Origin of the sequence: Sphingobium lactosutens, from assembly GCF_013393185.1 — a bacterium.
In the GTDB taxonomy this organism is placed as follows: Bacteria; Pseudomonadota; Alphaproteobacteria; order Sphingomonadales; family Sphingomonadaceae; genus Sphingobium; species Sphingobium lactosutens_A.
Genome location: NZ_QJQX01000054.1, coordinates 364,269 through 387,038, shown reverse-complemented (window position 1 = coordinate 387,038; position 22,770 = coordinate 364,269). Strand labels below are relative to the sequence as shown.

28 protein-coding genes are annotated in these 22,770 nt (G+C 64.8%); 17 read left to right on the top strand and 11 right to left on the bottom strand.

Annotation, left to right across the window (positions count from 1 at the left end; all coding sequences use genetic code 11):
• Positions 1 to 30: 30 nt before the first annotated feature.
• The 5 genes from DM806_RS15820 to DM806_RS15800 all read right to left on the bottom strand — a co-directional run bounded on the left by DM806_RS15820 (position 31) and on the right by DM806_RS15800 (position 2,490).
• Positions 31 to 339 (bottom strand): hypothetical protein, encoded by a 309-nt coding sequence (locus DM806_RS15820; RefSeq protein ID WP_179044127.1) that lies wholly within the window; start codon positions 337 to 339, stop codon positions 31 to 33.
• Between the two features lie 11 nt (positions 340 to 350).
• Entirely contained in the window at positions 351 to 629 is a 279-nt protein-coding gene (flgM, locus tag DM806_RS15815) for a flagellar biosynthesis anti-sigma factor FlgM (protein ID WP_179044126.1), read from the bottom strand.
• A gap of 46 nt (positions 630 to 675) precedes the next feature.
• On the bottom strand, positions 676 to 1,245 hold the full coding sequence (locus DM806_RS15810) for a flagella basal body P-ring formation protein FlgA (protein WP_372859563.1): 570 nt from the start codon (positions 1,243 to 1,245) through the stop codon (positions 676 to 678).
• A gap of 76 nt (positions 1,246 to 1,321) precedes the next feature.
• On the bottom strand, positions 1,322 to 1,825 hold the full coding sequence (locus tag DM806_RS15805) for a flagellar motor protein MotB (protein WP_179044124.1): 504 nt from the start codon (positions 1,823 to 1,825) through the stop codon (positions 1,322 to 1,324).
• On the bottom strand, positions 1,822 to 2,490 hold the full coding sequence (locus DM806_RS15800) for a MotA/TolQ/ExbB proton channel family protein (protein WP_179044123.1): 669 nt from the start codon (positions 2,488 to 2,490) through the stop codon (positions 1,822 to 1,824). The genes DM806_RS15805 and DM806_RS15800 overlap by 4 nt, the downstream gene beginning before the upstream one ends.
• A gap of 251 nt (positions 2,491 to 2,741) precedes the next feature.
• Here DM806_RS15800 and flgB point away from each other — a divergent pair, with 251 nt between their 5' ends.
• The 13 genes from flgB to DM806_RS15735 all read left to right on the top strand — a co-directional run bounded on the left by flgB (position 2,742) and on the right by DM806_RS15735 (position 13,102).
• Complete coding sequence (flgB, locus tag DM806_RS15795) at positions 2,742 to 3,110, top strand: flagellar basal body rod protein FlgB (protein ID WP_179044122.1); 369 nt, start codon at positions 2,742 to 2,744, stop codon at positions 3,108 to 3,110.
• Positions 3,111 to 3,112: 2 nt separating this feature from the next.
• Positions 3,113 to 3,523, top strand: coding sequence for a flagellar basal body rod protein FlgC (gene flgC / locus DM806_RS15790; protein ID WP_179044121.1), 411 nt, complete (start codon positions 3,113 to 3,115; stop codon positions 3,521 to 3,523).
• Complete coding sequence (locus DM806_RS15785; RefSeq protein WP_179044120.1) at positions 3,520 to 4,179, top strand: flagellar hook assembly protein FlgD; 660 nt, start codon at positions 3,520 to 3,522, stop codon at positions 4,177 to 4,179. The genes flgC and DM806_RS15785 overlap by 4 nt, the downstream gene beginning before the upstream one ends.
• 42 nt (positions 4,180 to 4,221) lie before the next feature.
• Positions 4,222 to 5,064, top strand: coding sequence for a flagellar hook-basal body complex protein (locus DM806_RS15780; protein WP_179044119.1), 843 nt, complete (start codon positions 4,222 to 4,224; stop codon positions 5,062 to 5,064).
• Between the two features lie 28 nt (positions 5,065 to 5,092).
• Positions 5,093 to 5,836 carry a flagellar basal body rod protein FlgF gene (locus tag DM806_RS15775; RefSeq protein ID WP_179044118.1) on the top strand — a complete coding sequence of 248 codons (744 nt, stop codon included), beginning with the start codon at positions 5,093 to 5,095 and terminating at the stop codon, positions 5,834 to 5,836.
• A gap of 93 nt (positions 5,837 to 5,929) precedes the next feature.
• Positions 5,930 to 6,718, top strand: coding sequence for a flagellar basal-body rod protein FlgG (gene flgG / locus DM806_RS15770; RefSeq protein ID WP_179044117.1), 789 nt, complete (start codon positions 5,930 to 5,932; stop codon positions 6,716 to 6,718).
• Positions 6,719 to 6,726: 8 nt separating this feature from the next.
• Complete coding sequence (locus DM806_RS15765; RefSeq protein WP_179044116.1) at positions 6,727 to 7,407, top strand: flagellar basal body L-ring protein FlgH; 681 nt, start codon at positions 6,727 to 6,729, stop codon at positions 7,405 to 7,407.
• A 26-nt stretch (positions 7,408 to 7,433) separates the two neighbouring features.
• On the top strand, positions 7,434 to 8,537 hold the full coding sequence (locus DM806_RS15760; protein ID WP_372859579.1) for a flagellar basal body P-ring protein FlgI: 1,104 nt from the start codon (positions 7,434 to 7,436) through the stop codon (positions 8,535 to 8,537).
• Positions 8,537 to 8,863 (top strand): rod-binding protein, encoded by a 327-nt coding sequence (locus DM806_RS15755; RefSeq protein WP_179044208.1) that lies wholly within the window; start codon positions 8,537 to 8,539, stop codon positions 8,861 to 8,863. The genes DM806_RS15760 and DM806_RS15755 overlap by 1 nt, the downstream gene beginning before the upstream one ends.
• Positions 8,860 to 10,197: a flagellar hook-associated protein FlgK gene (flgK, locus tag DM806_RS15750; protein ID WP_179044114.1), complete on the top strand. Its 1,338-nt coding sequence runs from the start codon at positions 8,860 to 8,862 to the stop codon at positions 10,195 to 10,197. Before DM806_RS15755 ends, flgK begins: the two co-directional genes overlap by 4 nt.
• Positions 10,198 to 10,214: 17 nt before the next feature.
• Positions 10,215 to 11,060: a flagellin gene (locus DM806_RS15745; RefSeq protein ID WP_179044113.1), complete on the top strand. Its 846-nt coding sequence runs from the start codon at positions 10,215 to 10,217 to the stop codon at positions 11,058 to 11,060.
• Positions 11,061 to 11,179: 119 nt separating this feature from the next.
• Positions 11,180 to 12,043 (top strand): flagellar motor stator protein MotA, encoded by an 864-nt coding sequence (motA, locus tag DM806_RS15740; protein ID WP_179044112.1) that lies wholly within the window; start codon positions 11,180 to 11,182, stop codon positions 12,041 to 12,043.
• Between the two features lie 3 nt (positions 12,044 to 12,046).
• Positions 12,047 to 13,102, top strand: a complete 1,056-nt coding sequence (locus DM806_RS15735; RefSeq protein ID WP_179044111.1) for a flagellar motor protein MotB — start codon at positions 12,047 to 12,049, stop codon at positions 13,100 to 13,102.
• A gap of 43 nt (positions 13,103 to 13,145) precedes the next feature.
• Here DM806_RS15735 and dapE read toward each other — a convergent pair whose 3' ends face one another.
• Complete coding sequence (dapE, locus tag DM806_RS15730; protein ID WP_179044110.1) at positions 13,146 to 14,291, bottom strand: succinyl-diaminopimelate desuccinylase; 1,146 nt, start codon at positions 14,289 to 14,291, stop codon at positions 13,146 to 13,148.
• A gap of 52 nt (positions 14,292 to 14,343) precedes the next feature.
• On the opposite strand from dapE, the gene DM806_RS15725 reads away from it, so the two are divergent.
• The gene (locus tag DM806_RS15725) at positions 14,344 to 14,787 is read left to right on the top strand and encodes a cupin domain-containing protein (protein ID WP_179044109.1); all 444 of its coding nucleotides are present in this window, start codon (positions 14,344 to 14,346) and stop codon (positions 14,785 to 14,787) included.
• A 35-nt stretch (positions 14,788 to 14,822) separates the two neighbouring features.
• Entirely contained in the window at positions 14,823 to 15,824 is a 1,002-nt protein-coding gene (locus DM806_RS15720; RefSeq protein WP_372859578.1) for a S66 peptidase family protein, read from the top strand.
• Positions 15,825 to 15,827: 3 nt separating this feature from the next.
• Here the strand turns inward: DM806_RS15720 and DM806_RS15715 are convergent, their stop codons facing one another.
• From DM806_RS15715 to DM806_RS15700, 4 genes are all read right to left on the bottom strand, one after another.
• Positions 15,828 to 16,412: a histidine phosphatase family protein gene (locus DM806_RS15715; RefSeq protein ID WP_179044108.1), complete on the bottom strand. Its 585-nt coding sequence runs from the start codon at positions 16,410 to 16,412 to the stop codon at positions 15,828 to 15,830.
• 5 nt (positions 16,413 to 16,417) lie between these two features.
• Positions 16,418 to 17,227: a 3-deoxy-manno-octulosonate cytidylyltransferase gene (locus DM806_RS15710; RefSeq protein ID WP_179044206.1), complete on the bottom strand. Its 810-nt coding sequence runs from the start codon at positions 17,225 to 17,227 to the stop codon at positions 16,418 to 16,420.
• Positions 17,224 to 18,228 (bottom strand): KpsF/GutQ family sugar-phosphate isomerase, encoded by a 1,005-nt coding sequence (locus tag DM806_RS15705; protein ID WP_372859577.1) that lies wholly within the window; start codon positions 18,226 to 18,228, stop codon positions 17,224 to 17,226. The genes DM806_RS15710 and DM806_RS15705 overlap by 4 nt, the downstream gene beginning before the upstream one ends.
• Before the next feature lie 297 nt (positions 18,229 to 18,525).
• A complete protein-coding gene (locus tag DM806_RS15700) occupies positions 18,526 to 19,527 on the bottom strand; it encodes an NAD-dependent epimerase/dehydratase family protein (protein ID WP_179044107.1) in 1,002 nt (333 codons plus the stop codon).
• Positions 19,528 to 19,673: 146 nt separating this feature from the next.
• On the opposite strand from DM806_RS15700, the gene DM806_RS15695 reads away from it, so the two are divergent.
• On the top strand, positions 19,674 to 20,804 hold the full coding sequence (locus DM806_RS15695; RefSeq protein WP_179044106.1) for a GNAT family N-acetyltransferase: 1,131 nt from the start codon (positions 19,674 to 19,676) through the stop codon (positions 20,802 to 20,804).
• Complete coding sequence (locus DM806_RS15690; RefSeq protein ID WP_179044105.1) at positions 20,801 to 21,670, top strand: cupin-like domain-containing protein; 870 nt, start codon at positions 20,801 to 20,803, stop codon at positions 21,668 to 21,670. The genes DM806_RS15695 and DM806_RS15690 overlap by 4 nt, the downstream gene beginning before the upstream one ends.
• Here the strand turns inward: DM806_RS15690 and DM806_RS15685 are convergent.
• On the bottom strand, positions 21,648 to 22,727 hold the full coding sequence (locus DM806_RS15685; RefSeq protein ID WP_179044104.1) for a GNAT family N-acetyltransferase: 1,080 nt from the start codon (positions 22,725 to 22,727) through the stop codon (positions 21,648 to 21,650). The two genes, DM806_RS15690 and DM806_RS15685, sit on opposite strands and share 23 nt — an antisense overlap.
• Positions 22,728 to 22,770: the final 43 nt, after the last annotated feature.

The window sequence follows — 22,770 nt, the reverse complement described above, 5'->3', positions numbered from 1 at the left end:
GCGCCGTTTCAGGATAAACGAGGAATAATTTTACCGCCGGTAGGTCAACGGCGCGGCTTGCGCGCCATGCGCGGCCAGGATGGACAGGCGCTGGCTGGCATGATCGGCGAGCAGATTGACGCGCACGCGGGCACTTTCCAGCACCGGCAGCATCGCCTTCAGCCGATCGGCCACAACAGGGTCCGACCGCCATGCGCCGATCGCACGCACCGCCGCAGCGGCGTGGCTGACACGGGCGCTGGCCGATTCGATGGCGACGGGGTCATTGCTGCCCAGCACGCCCCGCAATTCCTCGAAGGCATTGGCCAGATCATCGAGCGCGGCGAGACTGAGCGGCATGAGGCCCGTCCTTAACCCGCTGCCGGCAGGTCGAGCGCGATCATGCGCTCGGCAATGGCATCGGCGTCGACCGGGTAGTTGCCTGAAGCGATCGCAGCCTTGATGGCGGCGATCTTGTCCATGTCGACCGGTGCGCCTTCGGACGCCATGCGTGCAGCAGGGCTGGCCGATGCCAGCGATGCGGACGCAGCGGCGGCCGTCGTGGTGCCGGCAGCGCGCGCCTTGCCGCTTTCGCGCAGGCTGTTGGCGCCGATCGCGCTGGTGATGCTCTGACCCACAGAGTTGATCATTGGGTAAAATCCTTCACTCGTCCCTCAAACCCTATAACGGACAAGTTCAAAAACTATTAAATCCGGGAATGCGCACAACCCCCATTTCCACGATCTGCGCGAAAATCGGCGCGCTTTTCTTGTCTTCGCGCACCCGGATCGTCTCGCCGACGGCGCCATCCTCGTCCGCGACCATCATGCGCGAGACGCTGAAAGCGGCATTGCCTGCCATCAGCTGGACGGGATCGCCCTTGCGCACGACATTTTCCTTGGTCGCCACTGGCGCGGCGGCGCGCGTGAAGCGGCTTGCAGCGGCATTGCCCGGCAGCGGGCCGGAAGCGGCAGCCGCAGCGCCCGCGACAAGCGGCACGCGGATGCGCCAGCCCAGCGCCTCGCACTTCACCATCGCTGCGCCGAAGATCGGCCCCTCGACGGTCGGCATGTTCGGACAGGCGGCAAGACGCAGGCGGCGATCCACCGGCGCTGCGGGGCCGCCCGGTTCGCCCAGGCTGGCGCCCACGGTCATGGCGACCAAGCTGTCGATGCGGTCGAGATTTTCGAATTTCTGCTGCGCCAGCGCAGGCTGAACCACGGTCAGCGCGCCGATGGCGAGAAGGATGGACGAAAATCGAAACACGGCATGTCTCCTGACAAGGCGGACAATGGGGCGGACAATCATGCAGCGATTTCAGCAATTTTCGTGCCAGTTGACGTCAGTTGGCTGTAAGCGGCCCCGGCGCGATCCGGATCATCTGCCCCTGCCCCAACTTGCCCTCCGCCTGATCGAGGCCACGGATCAGCAGGCGATCCTGCGCGATTCCATCGGCCTGAAGCGCGCGAGCGATCGCGCCCAGGCGAGCCGCGGCAAGATCCCACTGGTCGAAGCGCTGGCGCGCCGGATCGGAACCGCGACTGCGAATTTCCACCGCGCCCGGCCCTTTCGCATAGTCTCGCGCGACGACTGCAAGCCGTGATCTTCCGGCGGCGCTGAGCAATGCCTCGCCCGGCTCGAACAGGTCGGCGGCGCGCAATTCCACGCCCCGCGCCATGGCGCGCCCGCCAAATTGCTGACTGACCTGCGCCAACATCGCATCGCGGCGCGATCCGCTGGCCTGAAGCAGCACGAAGAAGGCGAGCAGCAGCAGAAGCAGGTCGGCAAAACTCACCGCCCAGCGATTTCGCCGGGCGGTCGCAGAGGAGGAAGCAGGGGCGGTCATGCGACTTCGCGGATCGAGGCGCGCCGCAACGGCGCATTTTCGCGCCGGGCAATGGCCAGCATCCGGTCCGCCGCCTCGCGCTGCCAGGCCAGTTCACGTTCGGACAGGTCGGCGAGACGCGCGGCGATGGGCGCCGCGATGATGTTGGCGATGACGACGCCATAGAAAGTAGTGAGCAGCGCCAGCGCCATGGACGGCCCGAGCGATGCGGGATCCTCCATCGCGGCGAACATGCCGACCAAGCCGATGATCGTGCCGGCCATGCCCAGTGCAGGCGCGGCGTCCGCGATCGACAGCCAAACCTTGTGCACCGCGCCGTGGCGCTGCGCCCGGTCGGTTAATTCCTGCACCGTCCAGATCTCGAAGGCTTCGGTGGTGTCGCAATTGGCCAGCTTGCGCGCGGCATCGGTCAGGAAGGGGCTGGCGGTCTTCACCCGGTCGGTGCAGGCGAGACCACGCAATTGCGCCACCTGATCAATCTTCAGCATCGCTGCACGAGCAGCATCGCGGTCGCGTGACGGGTCGGCGGAAAAGAGGGGGTCCAGCGCCACCAGGGCGCGGCCCAACGGTCCCATCCCATTCTGGAAAGCCGCCACCAGAGCGATCCCGCCCAGCATCGCCAGCAGGGTCAGCGGATCGAACAAATGGCTGAAAATCGCGACCATGAACGCCAGTCCTTCATCATCTCATCGCCATGCGGCAACGCCCTGCCGCCGGCCGGCAAAAAGTTGCCGCCCTTGCCGCCCCTCCACGCTCGGCCTTCATTTTCCGGGATTTCCTGCCCTGCCGATGCGTCACCCACGCAAATTGGCACGGCTCTTGCTGATCACAGACTGGATCACCCGCTGGAGAGGCCATCAGGCTTCATAACGGCAGGCGATGTGAAACTTTTAGAGCCTTTTGAGAGCGAATAGGCATGTCGGTCGAAGATAATTTGTTCGGGATACATGGAAAGGCGCTGGCGCTTCGCTCGCAGCGCCTGTCCCTGCTCGCGTCCAATATCGCCAACGCCTCGACGCCGGGGTACAAGGCGCGCGACATCGATTTCGAAGCCGCGCTCAAGGAAGCCACGACCCAGGCCGGCAATTCAGCCACCGACGTGTCCAAGGCCGTCGATGACTCGATGGGCTATCGCGTACCGCTGCAACCCAGCCTCGACGGCAATACCGTCGAACTGAGCACCGAGCAGACGCTCTTTGCCGAAAATGCGGTCAAATATCGCACTACCCTCTCCTTCCTGGAGGGGCGCATCAACACCATCAATCGCGCGCTGAAGGGAGAATGAGCATGAGCGGCTCAAACCCTATGAACGTCTTCGACATCGCTGGCCGCGCCATGAGCGCGCAGCTGGTGCGGCTCAACACCACCGCGTCCAACATGGCCAATGCCGGCAACGTCACGGGCAGCGCGGGCGAAGCCTATCGGGCGATCAAGCCGGTGTTCGAATCCGTCACCGACGCGCCGGGCGTATCGACCGTGAAGGTCAAGAATGTCGTCACCACCAATGCGGAGCCGACCAAGCGCCACGACCCCAACCACCCGCTGGCCGACGCCAATGGCGATGTCTGGGAAGCGGCCGTGGATAGCAATGCCGAGCTGGTCGACATGATCGAGACCGCCCGCATGTACCAGAATAACGTTCAGGTCTTGAACACAGCCAAGTCCCTGATGCTCGAAACCATAAGGATCGGCAAATGACGACGACCTCCACCGTCACCGACAGCGCGGGCCTTTCGGTCTATAATCCGAACGCCACGGTCGGCACGGGCAGCGCCACCATGGACCAGTCGAGCTTCCTGACGCTGCTGACCGCGCAGATGCAGTATCAGGATCCGTTCGAGCCGGTCGATAACGCCCAGATGGTGTCGCAGATGGCGACCATCACCAATTCGTCCGGCATCGCGGAAATGAACCAGACTCTGAAGAATATGGCCAGCGAGCTGACCGGCACGCGCCTGGGCGACGCCGCCAGCTGGATCGGCAAGTCGATGCTGGTCCAGAGCAATATCGCCGCGCCCGATGCCAGCGGCACCTATGCGGGGCAGATCACCCTGTCCGCCGCCACCGAAGGCGCCACCATCGACCTGGTCGATTCCGCCGGCAATGTGGTCAAGTCGATCGATACGGGCGCACAGCCGGCCGGCGACCTCACCTTCTACTGGGACGGCAAGAATGACGCGGGCGAAACGATCTCGACCTCCGCCCTGCAGGTGAAGGTCAGCGGCGCCAGCACCAGCAAGGTCGCGACCTGGGCCACCATCGCCGCCGTTCAGTCTCCCGCCGACGGCTCCTCGTCCAAGCTCATCACCGCGCTCGGCAGCTACAGCCCGTCCGACGCGATCAGCCTGATGTAATCTCCCTCACCCACAGATCCTTTTCACCCAAGGAGCAACGCCATGTCCTTCTACATCTCCCTCTCGGGCCTGAAAGCCGCCCAGATCGACCTCGCCACCACCTCCAACAACGTCGCCAACGTCAGCTCGACCGCCTTCAAGAAGAGCAAGGCGCAGTTCGGCGACATCTTCGCCGCCGCGCCGATGCAGACCACCAATCAGGTCGCTGGTCAGGGCGTGCGCGTGCAGGACGTCGCCCAGCAGTTCACGCAGGGCACGATCGAGGGCACCGACAAGACGATGGACCTCGCGATCACGGGCGAAGGCTTCTTCACCGTGAAGGGTGAGGACGGCACCGTCAGCTATACTCGCAACGGCGCCATTGCCGTCGATGAAGACCGTTATGCCGTCGATACGACCGGATCGCGCCTCCAGGTTTTCCCGGTCGATCCCCAGACCGGCGACCTGACCGGCGCCACCACCGGCGCCACCCCAGCCGACCTGACCGACCTGCAAATCCCGACCACGCTGAACGGCGATGCGAACGGCGCGCAGCTGAACAGCGTCGGCGTATCGAAGGAAGGGCTGGTTTCGGCGGTCTATGCCGATGGAACCACCGTCTATCTGGGTCAGGTCGCCATGGCGTCCTTCAACAGCCAGGAAGGCCTGCGCCAGGAAGGCGACGCCCACTGGACCTCCACCGTCGCCAGCGGCCAGCCCACGCTCGGCACCGCCAATCAGGGTCTGTTCGGCGCCGTCAACTCGGGCTTCCTGGAGCGCTCGAACGTCGACATCACCGATGAACTGGTGAACCTGATCGCCGCGCAGCGCAATTTCCAGGCGAACAGCAAGGCGATCGAGGCGGCGAACACGCTGACCACCACCATCGTCAACCTGCGCACCTAAGCTTCGGACGGGATAGAAGGATCAGCCCATGGACCGGCTCGTCAACACGGCACTTACGGCAATGCGCGGCGCGATGGCGCGGCAGGCGTCGGTCGCGAACAATCTCGCGAACGTCAACACTGTCGGCTTTCGCGCCGAGATCGCCAATGCCGAGACGCGCTGGATCCAGGGCGAAACCTTCGACACCCGTGCCCAGGCTTCGGAACAGGTGATCGCCGCCGACATGGCGCAAGGCGCGGTCACATCTACCGGCAATCCGCTGGACGTGGCGATGAACGGCGATGCCCTGCTCGCCGTTCAGGGCGCCGACGGCAGCGAAGCCTATACGCGCCGCGGAGACCTGCGCGTCACCGACAGCGGCCTGCTGACCACCGGCGACGGCCTTGCCGTGTTGGGCGAAGGCGGCCCGATCACCTTGCCGCAGATGGACAGCATCTCCATCGCCAAGGACGGCAGCATCTGGGGCGTGCCGCAGGGCGGCGATCCCGCCAACCCAGCGCAGGTCGACAAGCTGAAGCTGGTCAATGCCGTAGGCTCCAGTATCGCCAAAGGTACGGACGGGCTGTTCCGAGAAGTGAACGGCGGCGCGCTGCCGTCCGATCCCCTGGCAAGCGTCACGTCGGGATCGCTGGAAGGATCGAACGTCAATTCGACCCAGGCGCTGATCCAGATGATCGAGGCGAGCCGCGCCTGGGAAACCCAGGTCAAGATGATCGATACCGCCAAGCAGCTGGACGACGGCGGCGCGTCGCTGATGCGCCTCGACAGCTAAAGGCCTTGGTTAATTTTGGGGTTAATTCTGGCACGCATCTTGCTGTGATGAGCGCATGAGCCTCCCCTTGGGAAGCCGCACGGAGATTGAACGATGAGCAACGCCGCCCTTCATGTCGCCCGCACCGGCCTTGACGCGCAGAACACGAAGATGCGCGTGATCGCCAACAATCTGGCGAACGTCAACACCACCGGTTTCAAGAAGGACCGCGCCGATTTCGAGACGCTGGCCTATCAGCAGATCATTCAGGCAGGCGCCAATTCGGACAGCGAGAACAAGTTCGCCAACGGCCTAAACTTGGGTTCGGGCGTTGCGCTCCAGGGCACCAGCAAGATCAACACCCAAGGCACGCTCAATCAGACCAACAATGCGCTGGACATGGCGATCGAGGGATCGGGCTATTTCCAGGTGCAACAGCCCGACGGCTCCATCGCCTATACCCGCGCCGGCAATTTCAGCGTCACCGCGGAGGGCACCGTCGTAACCAGCGACGGCCTGCCGCTGATCCCGCAGATCACCGTGCCGCAGGGTGCGACATCCGTCACCGTCGGCAATGACGGCACCGTTTCCGCGACCTTGCAGGGCGAAAGCGAACCCAGCCAGCTGGGCCAGATCGAACTGGCGAGCTTCATGAACCCGGCAGGCCTGACCTCCATCGGCGGCAATCTGCTGACCGAAAGCGCCGCCAGCGGCACGCCGCAGGTCGGCGTCGCGGGGCTGGAAGGCCGAGGCCTCATCCGGTCGGGCTATCTGGAAACGTCGAACGTCAACATCGTCGAGGAACTGGTCGACATGATCGAGACCCAGCGCGCCTATGAGGTCAATTCGAAGATGATCAAGGCGACTGACGAAATGCTCCAGTACGTCAACCAGAATATCTGAGCCGAATGATGCGCCCGTCCCACGCCGCCTTCGTCGCCATCTCGCTGATCGCACTGGCTGCCTCCCCTCTGGAGGCCGGCAAGAAGAACAAGCGCGATGTCGAGCGCGACTATTATACGCCGACGATCGCGCCGCCCGCCGCGCCGCCCGCCAACGGCTCCATCTTCCAGTCGGCAATCGGCTATACCCCGCTGACCAGCGGCGCGCGCGCTACGGCGGTGGGCGACATCATCACCATCGTACTGGTCGAGCGCACCCAGGCGAGCAAGAGCACGAGCGCAGACACCGCCCGCAGCGGATCGGTCGGGCTGACGCCGCCGACCACCGGCATATTGTCCAAGCTCTTCTCGCCCAGCGACGTGGCAGCCAGCGGCCAGAACACGTTCACCGGCAAGGGCGCCGCGAGCCAGTCCAACGCGCTCACCGGCGAAATCACCGTGACAGTCGCGCAGGTCTATCCCAACGGCACGATGCTGGTGAAGGGCGAGAAGGCATTGACCCTCAACCGCGGCGACGAATTCATCCAGATCAGCGGCCTCGTCCGCCAAGCCGATATCGCGCCCGACAACCGCATCGCATCGACCCGCGTGGCCGATGCCAGGATCATCTACAAGGGCAAGGGCGAGATCGCCAATGCCAGCCGCCAAGGCTGGTTGCAGCGCTTCTTCTCGGCCATCAGCCCCTTCTGACGGAGACGGAAAAGACCATGAACCGCCTGTTCCGCCTTCTCCTGCCGATTCTGGCGTCCATCGGAGCGCTGGCTACCGCGCCGGCCGCCCGTGCCGAACGCATCAAGGATCTCGGCACTTTCCAGGGCGTGCGTCCCAACCAGCTGACCGGATACGGCATCGTCGTGGGTCTGGCCGGTACCGGCGACGACAGCATCCAATATGCGACCGAAGGCATGAAGGGCGTCGTATCGCGCTTCGGCCTCACTTTGCCGCAGGGCGTCAATCCGGCGCTGAAGAATGCCGCCGCGGTTCTGGTGACAGCGGACCTACCCGCCTTCGCCAAGCCAGGGCAACGCCTCGACGTGACCGTGTCGGCGCTGGGCAAGGCCAAGTCGCTGCGCGGCGGCACGCTGATCATGACGCCACTGCGCGGTGCGGACAACGAGATTTACGGCATGGCGCAGGGCAATCTGGCCGTCGGCGGCCTCGGCGTATCCGGCGCGGATGGCAGCCAGGTGTCGGTCAATATTCCTTCGGCCGGCCGCATTCCGGGCGGCGCCACGGTGGAACGCGCCGTCGCGACCGGCTTCGACACCGCACCGACGCTGACCTTCAACCTCGCCGAAGCCGACCTGACCACCGCTCTGCGCGTGGCGGACGGGATTAACAAGACTTTCGGCGATCGCCGCGCCCGCGCGACCGATGCCGTCTCCGTCGCGATCGACGCCACGCCGGGCGCCGAGGACCGCATCCTGATGATGGGCATGATCGAGAATATCGAGGTCGCCCCCGCTGACGCACCGGCCAAGGTGATCGTCAACGCCCGCACCGGAACCGTCGTCATCAACGGTGCGGTAAAGATCCATCCGGCCGCCGTGGCGCACGGAAAACTGACCGTCAGCGTCAATGAAAGCCCCCGCATCGTGCAGCCCGCACCCTTCAGCCAGGGCCAGACCGCGCTGGAGCCGTCGAGCAACATCAGCATCGACGAACAGAAAAAACCGATGATCAATTTTAAAGGTGGGGCGTCGCTGGCCGATATAGTGAAGGCGGTCAACGCCATCGGGGCTTCCCCGGCGGACATGGTCGCGATCCTCGAAGCGCTCAAGCAGGCGGGCGCGATGAAGGCGGAGCTGGTGGTATTGTGATGCAGGTCAATGGAACAAACGCCGCCGGCACGACCGCAGCCGGCACCGGCACCTCGCAAAAAGCCGCGCTCGGCAAGGTCGCGCAGCAGTTCGAGGCTGTATTCCTGCGCCAGATGATCGGCGCGATGCGATCGGCAAGCCTCGCCGAAGGCATCGGCGATTCGAGCGCCACCCAGCAATTTCGCGACATGGCCGACGCCCGCACCGCCGACGCAATGGCGAGCAAGGGCGCGATGGGCATTGCAGAGTTGCTGCTGAAGCAGTTCGGCGATCGCGTGTCGGACACCCCGGCCACTAACGCCGCAACTGGGGCGACCGGCGCATGAGCGACCTCTTCATCATCGGCGCCTCGGGCACCAAGGCCTATCGCACCGCGATGGCCGCCATTTCCGAGAATATCGCCAATGCCAGCACTGCCGGCTACGCACGCCGGTCGATAACGACCGTCGAATCCGGCGCGTCGACCGCCACCATGTCGCTCTACGTCGCGCGCGCCAATTTCGGCGGCACGCAGGTTTCGGGCGTCAATCGCGCGAGCGATCCCTATCTCGACGCTACCGTCCGCCAGACCGGCATGACGCTGGGTAGCGCGACCTCGCGCCTGCGCTGGCTGAGCGATGCCGAAACCGCGATGAACGACAGCAGCACCGGCATCGGCCAACTGATGACCGGCATGTTCCAGAATATGGAGAAGCTGGCGGCCAGCCCGTCCGACAACTCGCTGCGCGTCACCACGCTCGACAGCATCAGCCGCGTGTCGCAGGCCTTCAACGACACCGCTGCCGATCTCAAAACCGTGTCGGAAGGCATCGCCACCGAAGCGCAGGCGTCGGTCAACACGATCAACCAGTCGCTCTCCGCCCTCGCCGACATCAACAACAGCCTGCTGCGCGCGCAGCCGGGCACATCGGCCTATGCGCAGCTGCTCGACAGCCGGGATTCAGCCTTGCAGGATCTGTCGGCGAACCTGAACATCTCGATCAGCTTCGGCGCGCATGACAGCGCGGAAATCAGCTTCAACGGCCAGACGCTGGTGAGCGGCAACACCGCCACCAGCCTGTCGGTCGCCGCCAATGCCGACGGGACGCTGGGGCTGAGCCTGGCCGACGGCACCGCACTGACCGCACCTTCCAGCGGCACGCTGGGCGGCCTTTTCTCCGCCGCCGACACGGTAGCCGACCGCCGCGAGAGCCTCGACACGCTGGCCGAACAGTTCGTGACCGACGTCAACGCCTGGCATGCGCAGGGCGTGACCGACAGCGGCGCAGCGGGCGGGGCGCTCCTGTCCTGGACGGGCAGCGCGGCGACGATGACCGCGCTTGACGTCGATCCCGCCGATCTGGCGCTCAAATCCGCCGATGGCACCGCGAATGGCAATCTGCTGAATGTCAGCACGGCGCTGCGCGGCAGTGGCAGCGTCGAGCAGAACTGGACGTCGCTGGTCGCAAGCCATGCCAACCTGCTGTCGGCGACGAAGGCGGAATATGACACCGCCAACAGCCGCAACGACCAGGCCGTCGCCGCGCGCGAAGCGGTGAGCGGCGTCGATCTCGACATGGAAGCCGCCGATCTCCTGCGCATCCAGCAGGCCTATTCGGCGTCCGCCAAGATCCTGCAGGTGGCCAAGGAAACCATCGACTCCATCCTGAATATCATGTGATCGGAAAGGACTGACCCATGGTAGGCATCACGAACAAGATCATGCTCGCCGAGATCCGTCGGCAGCAGAAATTGTCGCAGGACATCATCGACGGTCAGACCGCCATCTCGACCGGCATCACGCTGAACAAGCCGTCCGACAACGCACTCGCCTGGGTGCAGGTGTCGGATGTCGGTCGCGCGCAGGCGCAGCAAGCGGCCTGGCAGGCCAATGTCAGCTATGGCACGACCCGCGCTGGCAATGCCGAAGCCAATCTCAAGGAAATCGACAACCTCCTGACCCGTGCGCAGGAACTGGTGACGGCGGCCCGCAACGGGTCGCTGAACGACAGCAGCCGCGCCGCCTATGTCGAGGAGATGACGACGATCCGCACGACGATCAACGAACTGCTGAACCAGAAGGATTATCAGGGCGTCTCGGTCTTCGACGATGAGCAGAGCGTGCTCGTGCCCGTCAGCCGTGGCCTGAATCTGGCCGTGGTCGGCACGAAGCAGGACGTGTCGGAAGGCATCGACGTCAACGGCACGCCCATGTCGATCAACGACATTCTGACGCAGAGCATCAGCGCGCTGCAAACCGGCGACGACGCGGCGATCGCCACATCGCTGGAAGGGGTGAAGGCGGCGCAGACGCACATCACGGTCGAACAGACCAAGCAGGGCGTCCGGAGCGACCGGCTGGAAACGATCGGCGAGCGTCTCACCAATGTCGACCTCAACCTGACCGAGCGTCGCACCGACCTGGAATCGACCGATCTCCAGGAAGTGATCGCCAATGTGAAGGCGCAGCTGCTCCAGCTCGAAGCCGCCCAGTCGGCCTTCGCACGCATCAACCAGCAGACCCTCTTCGACCTGATCAAATAAGGGAAAAGCCGGCCCCGGTCCTAAAGCGGATGCTAACCAATCCGTATTAACCAGAAAGCGACCGGCGCCTGGAGGCGCTGACGGAGCCACCGCCTCCGGGCAAATTTTCGGGGACCATCATGTTTGCAATCATCGGCCTTGTCGTGCTTCTGGGCATGGTGTTCGGCGGCTTCATCTTCACCGGCGGCGACATCGGCCCGGTACTTCATGCGCTCCCCCACGAAATGCTCATCATCGGTGGCGCGGCCGTGGGCGCGCTCATCATCGGCAATTCGGGCGCCGACCTGAAAGCGCTGGGCGGCGGCCTGGGCAAGGTCTTCAAGGGACCGCAGTATAAGAAGCAGGACTTTCTGGACTGCATGTTCCTGGTCAGCAAGCTGATGAAGACGCTGCGCGTCGAAGGCCCGGTGGCGTTGGAACCCCATATCGAGGATCCGGCCAGCTCGACCATCTTTTCCGAATATCCCAAGCTGATGAAGGACAAGACGCTCATCCATCTGATGAGCGACACGCTGCGCCTGGTCGTCATTTCATCCGGTACGCTTGATCCGCATGCGGTCGAGGAAGTGATGGATAATGCGCTCAAGACCCATCATCATGAGGCGCTGAAGCCCGCCGACAATCTTCAGGGACTGGCCGACGCCTTGCCTGCCCTCGGCATCGTCGCGGCGGTGCTGGGCGTGGTAAAGACCATGGGTTCGATCGACCAGCCGCCGTCTGTGCTGGGCGCCATGATCGGCTCGGCGCTGGTCGGCACCTTCCTCGGCGTGCTGCTCGCCTATGGCATGGTCAATCCCTTCGCCAATCGCTGCCGTGCGGTGATCGAGGCCGACGGCGCCATGTATCATGTCGTCAAGCAGATCATCATCGCGTCGCTGCACGGCCACCCGCAGCCGCTGGTGATCGAGGCCGCCCGCTCCAGCCTGACCCATGCGAACCAGCCGGCCTTCGCCGAAGTGTTCGACGGCATGCGGGGCAAATAAGCCATGGCGGAGAAGAAGCGCGGCGGGAACGAGCCGGAACCACGGCCGATCATCGTCAAGAAAATCATCGTCGAAGGACATGGCGGCCATCACGGTGGCGCCTGGAAGGTTGCCTATGCCGACTTCGTGACGGCGATGATGGCCTTCTTCCTGCTGATGTGGCTGCTGGGCGCGACCACGGAGAAGCAGCGCAAGGGGCTGGCCGACTATTTCACCCCGACGCTGGTCGAACTGAAGATGAACTCGGCCGGGTCGACCGGCATGTTCGGCGGCGACAGCATGATGAGCAAGGACAATTATCCGACCACCGGCGGTCAGGGCAATCTGGCCATCACCATCCCGCGCGACGCCACCGGCACCAAGGATCAGGGCGGCAAGGCGATGCGCGCCGCCGATCGGCAGAAATTCGAGTCGATCAAGAAGAATCTGGAAGAGCGCATGATGCGCAAGGGCATGGCGAAGCTGCGCAAGAATGTGCGCTTTACCGAAACGCGCGAAGGGCTGCGCATCGACCTGATCGACGAAGCCGATTTCGCGATGTTCGCCATGGGCACCGACCAGCTGGTGCCGCAGGCTCGCGCGCTGATCGGGGAAGTCGCCAAGGTCGTCGATGCCATGCCCAATCCGCTGATCGTGCGGGGCCATACCGATGCCCTGCCCTATGCATCGGGACGATCGATGAACAATTGGCGCCTGTCCTCCGGTCGGGCGGAAGCGACCCGGCAGGTTCTGGCGGAAAATGGCATCGGCAACGAACGCTTCGCCCGGATCGAGGGAATCGCCGACCGCGAACCCTTCATCAAGGGGGACGCCTATGACCCGCGCAACCGGCGCATGTCGATCATCCTGGGCTGGAGCCGTGGCGGCGGTCGCGATGCTGCGGACGATGCCGACATGGACGAGGAAACCAAGGCGGCGATCGCCAAGCGCGACGATCCGCAGACGGTCGCCCGGGAGCAGGCGCGCAAGATCGACATGGGCGGCACCGGCCTTCCCCAAGGCGCGCAACTGGTCAACCCGACCGCACCAGGCACGTCGAGCAAGCCGGGCAAACATTGAAGGACACGACGCCCGCCCCATCCCTGACCGGAAGGGGCGGGCGTCAGCCCTTCGCCAGCGCCCGCCCGACCACCAGCGCGTAGATGCGTTGCAGGTCGCGCAGATCCTGCACCGCGACCGCCTCATCCAGCTTGTGCATGGTCGCGTTGTTGAGGCCGAATTCGACCACCGGGCAGATGCGCGAGAGGAACCGCGCATCGGACGTGCCGCCGGTGGTAGACAATTCCGTTTCCACCCCGGTCACGTCGCGGATCGCACCGCTGACCAGATCGGACAGCGCGCCTGGCTGGGTCAGGAAGGATTCGCCGCTGATCCGTGCTTCCACCGTAGCGCCTTCGGTCGCTGCGATGGCCTTGATCCGATCTATCAGCGACGCCCCGCTATGCTGGTCGTTGAAGCGGATCGAGATGCGCGCGATGGCCTTGCCGGGAATGACATTATGCGCCGGGTTGCCGACTTCCAGGTCGGTGATCTCGATGTTGCTGGGCTGGAACCAGTCGGTGCCCTCATCCAGCACCTGCGCTTCAATCGCCGTCAGGATGCGCACCAGCTTGGGGATCGGATTGTCCGCCAGATGCGGATAGGCGACATGGCCCTGGCTGCCCGCGACGCTGATCCACATATTGACCGACCCGCGCCGGCCGATCTTCACTACATCGCCCAGCCGCTGGGAGGATGTCGGTTCGCCGACCAGACAGAAGTCGGGCCGCAGGTCGCGCGCCGCCATCCGGTCCATCAGCGCCAGCGTGCCATAGGTCGCCGGACCTTCTTCATCACCGGTAATGATCAGGCTTATCGTACCGGGCGGATCATCGGGCAGGTCGGAAAGCGCCGCGACGAAGGCCGCGATCGATCCCTTCATGTCCACCGCACCCCGGCCGTAGAGCAGGTCGCCACGGATTTCCGGCGCGAAGGGGTCGCTGGCCCAGCCCGGCCCCGGCGGCACCACGTCCAGATGCCCGGCAAAGGCGAAATGCGGCCCCGCACCGGTGGTGCGCCAGGCGAGCAGATTTTCGACCGGGCCATCGGGCGCCTCGCCCGTGACGAAGCGGTCGACGGTAAAGCCCAGCGGCAGCAGCATCGCCTCCAGCGCCTCAAAAACCTCGCCAGTGGCCGGCGTTACGGACGGGCAGGCCAGCAGGCGCTGGGCCAGGGCCACGACATCATCATTGGGGCTGGTCATGCTCATAGGGTGGCGTTAGCGAAAGCATGGCCCCTTGGCCAGCCGCAGGAGACGGGTCATGCCCAGGATCGACCTTGAACGCATCGAACAGACGAACCGTACCGGCTATCCCGCCGAACATGCGGCCATGGTCGCGGAGCGATGGTATCGGCGGCTGGGTCCGGCCACGGGATTGTCGGACTTTGGCGTCAGCCATGTGGTGCTGAAGCCGGGCGGCGCATCCTCCCACCGGCATTGGCATGAGGATGAGGACGAATTCCTCGTCATGCTGGCAGGTCAGGCGGTGCTGGTCGAAGATGGCGCGCGCACGCTGCTGCATCCCGGCGACATGGCTGCCTTTCCCAAGGGTGAGCCGAACGGCCATCACCTGCTGAATGAAAGCGGGGAGGATTGCGTATTCGTCGCCTTCGGTCGTCCTCCCTCGGGCGATTGTCATTATTCGGATATCGATCTTCTATGGTCGGGCGGAGCCTACCGCCACAAGGATGGGAGCAGCTATTGACGATGCAGATGGACCGCCGCAGCTGGATAGCGGGCATGGGCGCGATGCTGGCGGCCGCGCAAATGCCGGTCGGAGCGGCGACGCCGGGACTCATCCGCCCGCCCCGGCTGCGACAGGGCGATACGGTCGGGCTGATCGAGCCGGCCGGCTTCACCGACGACGCCTTCGATCTGGATCTGGTCAGGGACACGATCCGCGCCATGGGGCTGATCCCGAAGGACGCGCCGCATCTGGCCGAACGCTATGGCTATCTGGCGGGCAAGGATGAGGATCGCGCCGCCGACGTGAACGCGATGTTCGCCGATCCGGAGGTCAGGGCGGTGTTTGCGGTGCGGGGCGGCTGGGGCTGCGCGCGCATCCTGCCGCTGCTGGATTTCGCGACCATCCGAAAAAATCCCAAGCTGCTGATCGGCTATTCCGATATCACTGCGCTGCACATGGCCTTCGCTGCCAAGGCGGGCTTCACCACCATCCACGGCCCCGTCGCGTCGAGCAAATGGGGCCAATATAGCTGGGACGCCTTCCGCGCCGTCGCCTTCGACGCAGGTACGCCGACCTTCACCAATCCGGAAGGGCATGAGGATCGTCTGGCACAGCGGGTCGGGCGTATCCGTACCTTCCGACCCGGCGTGGCGCGCGGGCGGCTGCTGGGCGGGAACCTGACCGTGCTGGCGGCCCTGATGGGAACGCCTTGGCTGCCCGACTTCAGCGGCGCGATCCTCTTCATCGAGGATATCGGCGAACAGCCCTACCGGATCGACCGGATGCTGACCCAGATGAAGCTGGCGGGCGTGCTGGGCAAGCTCAAGGGCGTGGCCTTCGGCCAGTGCACCGACTGCGGTCCGGGCGGCCCCAGCTTCGGCGGCTTCACCTTGTCCGAAGTGCTGCAACAGCATCTGGAGCCGCTCGGCATCCCCGCCTTTCAGGGTGGCCAGTTCGGCCATGTCGCCGATCAATATAGTCTGCCGGTCGGCGTGCAGGCGGAAATGGATGCAATCACGGGCACGATCCGGCTGCTGGAATCGGCGGTGGCGTGACGGCTAGGGACGCGCGTCCCAGCGGACCAGACTGACGGAGCCGTCCGTTGCCACGGCCAATTCGCCGAACGCCCCCGTCCGCAGCTTGCGCGGGGGCAGGCCAAGCGCCAGCAGCGCGAAACGGGCCGCGCCGTTGCTGGTGACGAGCAGGTCCACACCCTCCCCCCGCTCGGCGAAGAAAGCACGCCAGGCGGCCAGGCGCATGTCGGCATCGACGATCCAGCCGTCGGGCGCGACACCCTGCTCTTCCCATAGCGCCAGCGCAGCCGGGCCGATCCGCGCCAGCACATCGGTTTCGGACAGCCCTTCGTCGGGGCCATGGTCGATCTCGCCCAGCCAGTCGCGTGTCCCGTCCAGTTCATGACCAGTGGCGGCGGCAATCGCGCCTGCCGTTTCGTGCGCGCGCAGCAGCGGGCTGGACAGGAGGCGACTGACGATAACGCCCTGACCAGAGAACCAGTCGCCCAGCGCTGCGGCCTGCACGCGGCCGCTCTCGACCAGCGGGATGTCAGTGCGGGCGCCGATCCGGCGCGGTTCCTCGCCGCTAGCGAAGGTGTTGCCGTGGCGGATGACGAAGATGCGGCGCATGCCCGTCAGAGCGCCGGCGTCGGATCGCCATGTTCGGCGATCAGCCGTTCGACGCGGACTATGTCGGCTTCGGTGTCGATCCCCGAACTGTCGAAGACGGGCGGATCCACGGCGACCGTCATGACGGGGATGCCGAGTTCCAACAGACGCAACTGCTCCAGTCCCTCCAGCGTTTCCAGCGCCGTCGGCGGGCACGCCTCGAACCGGCGCAGCGCGTCCAGCGCATAGCCATAAAGGCCGACATGGCGCCAGACCGGCGAACGCGGTTCGCTGGCGCGCAGCCTCTCCTCGTTGCGGATCGCCGGGATGATCGTCTTGGAGAACCAGAGCGCCCGGCCGTCCGGCGCGCGCGCGCAGGTCGTGCCGCTGAAGGGCGACCGCAACTTATGCTCCCGCAGCCCGTCGAGCGCGGACCAGTCGAGCGCGATCACCGGCGTCGCGACTTCGGCGCCCTGCTCCAGCGCGGCGATGACGGCACCGAGCGCGCCTTGGGGCTGGAAGGGCGAATCGCCCTGAAGATTGACGACGAAGCGCGGCGCGTCCGGTATGGCCAGCGCGGCGGCGAGCGCACGGCCCGATCCGGTGGCGATCGCGCTGTCGGTCATTACCGCCTGGCAACCCACGGCCTGAGCATGATCCGCAATGTCCCCGTCGTCGGTGGCCACGACAAAGACGGTGTCAGCACGGTCGGCGATGGCCGATCGCGCCATGGCGATGGTGCGATGCAGCAGCGTGCGTCCGGCGATCAGACGCAGCGGCTTGCGCGGCAGCCGGGTCGATCCGGCGCGCGCGGGAATGACGACGAGATGCTTCAGGCAACCCCGGCGTGCAGCAGGTCATGCATGTGGAGCGCGCCCTTCAGCCGGTCATTCTCGCATACGAACAGCAGCATGATATTGCGCTCGTGCATAAGATGTAGCGCTTCGGACGCCAGTTCGTCCGGGCCGACCGATTGCGGCGTCGTGGTCATGAAGCGACCGACCGAGTCGGTCAGATTCTGCTTGCCCGTAACCGTCCGGCGCAAATCCCCGTCGGTGAAGGCCCCGATCAGACGGCCGCCACGATCGACGATCGCCGTGCCACCCAAACGGCCACGCGTCATTTCGATGGTGGCGTCCAACAGCGAGGCATCCTCCCGCACCGTGGGCACATTATCCCCCGTCGCCATCAATTCACGCACCTTGAGCAGTTGCGCGCCGAGTCGGCCATTGGGGTGGAATTTGTGGAAATCGTCGGCCGAAAAGCCGCGCATCTCCATCAGCGATACCGCCAGCGCGTCGCCAAAGGCCATCTGCACCGTGGTCGAGGTGGTGGGCGCCAGCGCATTGGGGCAGGCTTCCGGCACATTCGGCATCAGGATGCAGATGTCGGCCGCCAGTGCAGCCGTGCTTTGCGCGCGCGCGGTCATCGCCAGCAGCGGGATGGCAAAGCGTTTGCAATATTGGATGATGGGCCCAAGTTCGGTCGATTCCCCGGAATGGGACAGCATCAATACGACATCGTCCGGCGTCACCATGCCCAGATCGCCATGGCCCGCATCCGCGGGATGCAGGAAGATGGCGGGCGTCCCGGTCGATGTCAGCGTCGCGGTCATCTTGCGCGCGACGATGCCGCTCTTGCCGATCCCGGTCACGATCACGCGGCCGCGAACATTCATCAGTATGCCGACGAGACGAAGGAAATTGGCCGCGAATTCACGCTCGCTGAAACGCGCTTCGAGCGCATGCAACCCGCTGGCCGCTATCGAAAGGCTCCGACACGCGGTTTCAACGATACGTCCGCCTGAACCGAAAGGCACGATCTTGGATGCTGATATCGACACGCGCTTGCCCTTTTTTCCGCTTGTGCCGCAAGCCTGGAGCTACAGACACAAACGGCGACGAACCGCCGAATTCGGCGTGCCGCCTTTCCCTCACCATCGCGACCTCTGCCGGCGCGAGGCCAGAACAGACCGACGGTCTACGCCGTATCAGTCAGTTATGGCAAACCATTTCGCAGGTGCGAAGGAAAAACTTTCACGAAATGTCGATCGGAACGGAAACGAAACACGGCCGAACGAACATATCATGCGACAAGCAGCGCATCCTTTTTGCCGCTCATGCGTGCGCCGCCTTCAACTGGAGGCATGATAGGCGCGATACCAGTCTACGAAACGCGGAACCCCCGACTCGATCGTCGTGCTGGGCGCGAAACCGATATCCTGAACTATGGCACTCACGTCGGCAAAGGTCGCATGGACATCGCCCGGCTGCATCGGCTGGAAATCGATCTTCGCCTTCCTGCCGATCGCATCCTCCAGCACCGAGATGAGGTGCATAAGCTCTTCTGGCCGGTTGTTGCCGATATTGTACAGCCGGTGCGGCGCGCGACTGCCACCCGCCTTGACCGCGCCGTCATCAGCCGGCGGATGATCGAGACACCCCAATATGCCGCTGACAATATCGTCGATATAGGTGAAGTCGCGCTGCATCCGGCCATGGTTGAAGACCGGGATCGGCTCGCCCGCCAGGATCTTCGACGTGAATATCCACATCGCCATGTCAGGCCGGCCCCACGGACCGTAAACGGTGAAGAAGCGCAGGCCGGTCATCGGAATGCGGAAAAGATGGGCATAGGTCTCGCTCATCAATTCGTCGGCGCGCTTGGTCGCGGCATAAAGCGAGACAGGATGATCGGTCCGGTCTTCGACCCGGAAGGGGAGGCTGTCATTGCCGCCATAGACCGAGGAGGACGAAGCATAGACGAGATGCCGCACACGACGCTCCCGCGCCAGTTCCAGCATGTTCACATGCCCCGCGAGATTGGAACGCACATAGGCGTGCGGATTGATCAGCGAATAACGCACCCCTGCCTGGGCGCCCAGATGAACGATCGATTCGATCACCTGGTCATGAAGCGCCGCCTGGACGGCGCCCATGTCGGCGAAATCCAGCTCGTGGAAGGTGAAAAGCTTGCCATGGGCCTGATGCAGCGCATCGAGCCGGGCACGCTTGAGCGACACGGGATAATAGTCGTTGAGATTGTCGATGCCGACCACGGCATGGCCCTGCGCCATCAGTTGATCGGCAACATGCATGCCGATGAAGCCCGCTGCGCCGGTGACGAGAATCGTCATGCCTATTTCTCCTCAGGAAGCTGTGCCCCGTCTCTGCCGAAGCGACAGCCGATGTAAACCCCCCAGCAAGCCTATCGCCCGAATGCACCGCTCCCGGCGGCTTCCTGCTTAGGCTTTCCCTAATCTTTCCTGCCTAAGGGGGGCAAATGGACATGGCTTTCCATCCGTCGCCTCTTGCGTGCGATACAGCAGCGCCGACGCCGCGGGCGCGCTGGACGGCACTGGCGCTGGACGCGGCCGAAGCCAATGCCTTCTACGCGCCTGACATGCTGGGCGCGGCGCTCGACCATCTGGCGACCGGCATGACGGTCCGGCTGATCCAGGCACGGACCGGAGAGGGTCTGATCGGCCTGCTGCCGGTCGTCATGCAGAACAGACATGGTCGCCTGCCCATCGGCTGCGTTGCAAACTGGATGCACGATCATTGCTTCTTCGGCGCGCCGATCATTCGGCGTGGACAGGAACTGACAGCCTGGCGCGATTTCATGGCGCAGCTGGACGCGGCCCCCTGGGCGCGCGGCTTCCTGCATCTGGAGGGAATCGACGCTGCGGGCGCCAATGCCGCCGCGATCGAGACGCTGTGCGTCGAGCAGCGGCGCGGCTGGCGCGAAATTCATCGCTATGACCGGGCGATGCTGCGGTCAGACCTGGATGCCGACACCTATTGGGAAGCCCATGTCCGCTCCAAGAAACGCAAGGAATTGCGGCGCTTGCAAAAACGGCTGGCCGAACTGGGCACGGTCGAGCAGCGGCTGCTGACCGATCCGGCTGACCTCGCCGACTGGTGCAGCGACTTCCTGGCGCTCGAAGCATCGGGGTGGAAGGGCAAGGAAGGTACGGCGCTGGCCTGCAAGCCCGAGCATATCGCCTTCTTCCGCGCCGCCTGCACGGCTGCCAGCGACGCAGGCCGGCTGCACATGCTGCGCATCGACCTCGACGGGCGGCCGATCGCCATGCTGGTCAATTTTCGCCATGGCGAAGGAGCCTTCTCCTTCAAGATCGCCATTGACGAGACGCTAGGCCGCTTCTCTCCGGGCGTGCTGATCGAGATCGCCAACCTCCACGCAGTGCAGGATGATACCGATATCGGCTGGATGGACAGCTGCGCCGCGGCCGACCATCCGATGATCGACAGCCTCTGGGCCGAACGGCGCACCATCGCGAAATATCGCATTGCCCTGCGCGGCAAGGGCGTCGCGCGGATCCAGCGCGTCGCCGCCTTCGCTCTTGCCAACGGCACGGAAACCTTGGCTCGCTTTCTGAAAGGACAGGGATGACCGCCCATCGTTCCATCATGGCCGACGCGACGGTCACATTCCCCGACAGCGCGCGGGATATTTTTGCCGCAGCCTATCCCGACCAGCCGGTCAAGCTGGCCCATGGCCTCGTCGGCCACGAACTGCTGAACCTCCACGCTCTGGCGGAACTGGCCGAACGGATGCCCGCGGCCTCGGTCGAATATAATCTGGGCAAGTTGCCGCTGGGCGTGCGGCCGGAGGATACGCCAGCCAATGGGCTGACGCTGGGGGAGACGATCCGCACGATCGAGAGCAATGGCAGCTGGGCCGTGCTCAAGAATGTCGAGCGTGATCCCGTCTACGCCGCCTTGCTCGATACGGCGCTTGCCGAACTGGAGCCGATCGTCAACGCCCAGACCGGGCCGATGCTGCACCGGGAGGCGTTCATCTTCCTATCGTCCCCCGGCAGCGTCACGCCGTTCCACATGGACCCGGAACATAATATCCTGCTCCAGATCATGGGGACCAAGATCATGACGGTCTTCCCCGCGCGTGACGAGGAACTGGTGCCGGCGCAGAAGAGCGAAGAATTCCATAATGGCGGCCATCGCAACCTGCTCTGGCAGGACGGCTTCAAGGCACGCGGCAGCGCCTTCCCGCTGGCGCCGGGCGAGGCGATCCATGTGCCGGTGAAGGCGCCCCATTTCGTGGAGAATGGTCCGGCCGTCTCCATCAGCCTGTCAGTGACATGGCGATCCGAACGGTCCGTGGCGGAAAGCGAGTTGCACAGCCTCAATGCGCTGCTGCGCAAGCGCGGCCTGCCCGTCGGCACGGTCAGCCCGAAACCCGAGCGGCAGGGGATGCGCCGCTTCTTCTACCGCATCATGCGGAAACTGGGCGCCTGAGCAGCCGACGCAGCAGCGCCTCGGCCTCCAGCCGGGGCGTAAACCGCTCGATCACCCACCATTCCAGCCGTTCCTCGCAGGTGGAGAGGCTCTGCTTGTAGCGGTCCTTGCCGGCGAGGAAGCTGTAGCGCGCCAGATCGCGCCCGGCATACTCGCCGACCGCCGCGGCGTGACAGAGCAGGCCGGGCTTGTCCTTGGCCCCGTTCGGTTCGGCGAAGGCGGACTGATAATTCATCGCCACGCCGCGATGCACGAAATTGACGAGCAGGCCGACCACTCCCCCCCGATCGGTGAAGCGTAGCAGTTCGACCTGCCCCGTCGGCAAACCCCGCGCAGCGACCGTCGCGACGAAGCCCCGGAAACCGGCATCGTCCCACGCATTGTCGGCGTGCCGCCCCCGGTTGAACGCCGCCATTTCCTCGATCCAGAGTTCGATGTCCGCCAGCGTGCCGGTCGTGACATCGGGTAACGCTCCACCCCGGTCCTTAATCGCGCGGCGGATCTGGCTGCGCGTATTCGCGCTGAGCAGCGAGAGATAGTCGCCCCCGGCCGTGCGCACGGCGTCGAGATCGACCTGATAGACCGGAGACGCATCGATGCAGTTTCGGCGGCGCGCGGGCAGGTCCAGCCATGGCGCGTCCGGCGTGACGCCGCTCAGGCGGAGCGCCCGCCAGTCGCGGCGGCGGGCCAGCGCGTCGATGACGGCGCCGGACGCTTCCACGTCCCGGCCGGTTTCCGCGAGCAGGCCATTATATTCGACATAGGGACGATCGGCCACGGGATCGCCCGACTGGTTGAGGCTGAGCGTCGCGACGGGGCCAAGCAGGCGGCGCTGCATCGCATGGCCGACCAGCGTCAGTGCAACGTCCCGCCCTTCCCCATCGGTGACGGCCAGCAATTCAGGCTGGATCGCATAGCTGTCGAGCCAGGCGCCGACCCAGGTCCAGCCGAGGAAGAAGGAGGCGTCGGATCTCGCCTCCAAATCCTGCCAGCGCCGGGCGAGAGCGGCCCGATCGGGCCGGGAAAAAGTCGCGGTCAGAGGCGCTGCGAGAGACATGGCCCCCTTGTGGCAGAGCACGGGACGGGGTCAAGCGATCGGT

Bases quoted from the DNA above. Each gene is read 5' to 3' on its own strand.
- DM806_RS15820 (WP_179044127.1), bottom strand. From the start codon at position 339: ATGCCGCTCAGTCTCGCCGCGCTCGATGATCTGGCCAATGCCTTCGAG.
- flgM (WP_179044126.1), bottom strand. From the start codon at position 629: ATGATCAACTCTGTGGGTCAGAGCATCACCAGCGCGATCGGCGCCAAC.
- DM806_RS15805 (WP_179044124.1), bottom strand. From the start codon at position 1,825: ATGACCGCCCCTGCTTCCTCCTCTGCGACCGCCCGGCGAAATCGCTGG.
- DM806_RS15800 (WP_179044123.1), bottom strand. From the start codon at position 2,490: ATGGTCGCGATTTTCAGCCATTTGTTCGATCCGCTGACCCTGCTGGCG.
- flgB (WP_179044122.1), top strand. From the start codon at position 2,742: ATGTCGGTCGAAGATAATTTGTTCGGGATACATGGAAAGGCGCTGGCG.
- flgC (WP_179044121.1), top strand. From the start codon at position 3,113: ATGAGCGGCTCAAACCCTATGAACGTCTTCGACATCGCTGGCCGCGCC.
- DM806_RS15785 (WP_179044120.1), top strand. From the start codon at position 3,520: ATGACGACGACCTCCACCGTCACCGACAGCGCGGGCCTTTCGGTCTAT.
- DM806_RS15780 (WP_179044119.1), top strand. From the start codon at position 4,222: ATGTCCTTCTACATCTCCCTCTCGGGCCTGAAAGCCGCCCAGATCGAC.
- DM806_RS15775 (WP_179044118.1), top strand. From the start codon at position 5,093: ATGGACCGGCTCGTCAACACGGCACTTACGGCAATGCGCGGCGCGATG.
- flgG (WP_179044117.1), top strand. From the start codon at position 5,930: ATGAGCAACGCCGCCCTTCATGTCGCCCGCACCGGCCTTGACGCGCAG.
- DM806_RS15765 (WP_179044116.1), top strand. From the start codon at position 6,727: ATGCGCCCGTCCCACGCCGCCTTCGTCGCCATCTCGCTGATCGCACTG.
- DM806_RS15755 (WP_179044208.1), top strand. From the start codon at position 8,537: ATGCAGGTCAATGGAACAAACGCCGCCGGCACGACCGCAGCCGGCACC.
- flgK (WP_179044114.1), top strand. From the start codon at position 8,860: ATGAGCGACCTCTTCATCATCGGCGCCTCGGGCACCAAGGCCTATCGC.
- DM806_RS15745 (WP_179044113.1), top strand. From the start codon at position 10,215: ATGGTAGGCATCACGAACAAGATCATGCTCGCCGAGATCCGTCGGCAG.
- motA (WP_179044112.1), top strand. From the start codon at position 11,180: ATGTTTGCAATCATCGGCCTTGTCGTGCTTCTGGGCATGGTGTTCGGC.
- DM806_RS15735 (WP_179044111.1), top strand. From the start codon at position 12,047: ATGGCGGAGAAGAAGCGCGGCGGGAACGAGCCGGAACCACGGCCGATC.
- dapE (WP_179044110.1), bottom strand. From the start codon at position 14,291: ATGAGCATGACCAGCCCCAATGATGATGTCGTGGCCCTGGCCCAGCGC.
- DM806_RS15725 (WP_179044109.1), top strand. From the start codon at position 14,344: ATGCCCAGGATCGACCTTGAACGCATCGAACAGACGAACCGTACCGGC.
- DM806_RS15720 (WP_372859578.1), top strand. From the start codon at position 14,823: ATGGGCGCGATGCTGGCGGCCGCGCAAATGCCGGTCGGAGCGGCGACG.
- DM806_RS15715 (WP_179044108.1), bottom strand. From the start codon at position 16,412: ATGCGCCGCATCTTCGTCATCCGCCACGGCAACACCTTCGCTAGCGGC.
- DM806_RS15700 (WP_179044107.1), bottom strand. From the start codon at position 19,527: ATGACGATTCTCGTCACCGGCGCAGCGGGCTTCATCGGCATGCATGTT.
- DM806_RS15695 (WP_179044106.1), top strand. From the start codon at position 19,674: ATGGACATGGCTTTCCATCCGTCGCCTCTTGCGTGCGATACAGCAGCG.
- DM806_RS15690 (WP_179044105.1), top strand. From the start codon at position 20,801: ATGACCGCCCATCGTTCCATCATGGCCGACGCGACGGTCACATTCCCC.
- DM806_RS15685 (WP_179044104.1), bottom strand. From the start codon at position 22,727: ATGTCTCTCGCAGCGCCTCTGACCGCGACTTTTTCCCGGCCCGATCGG.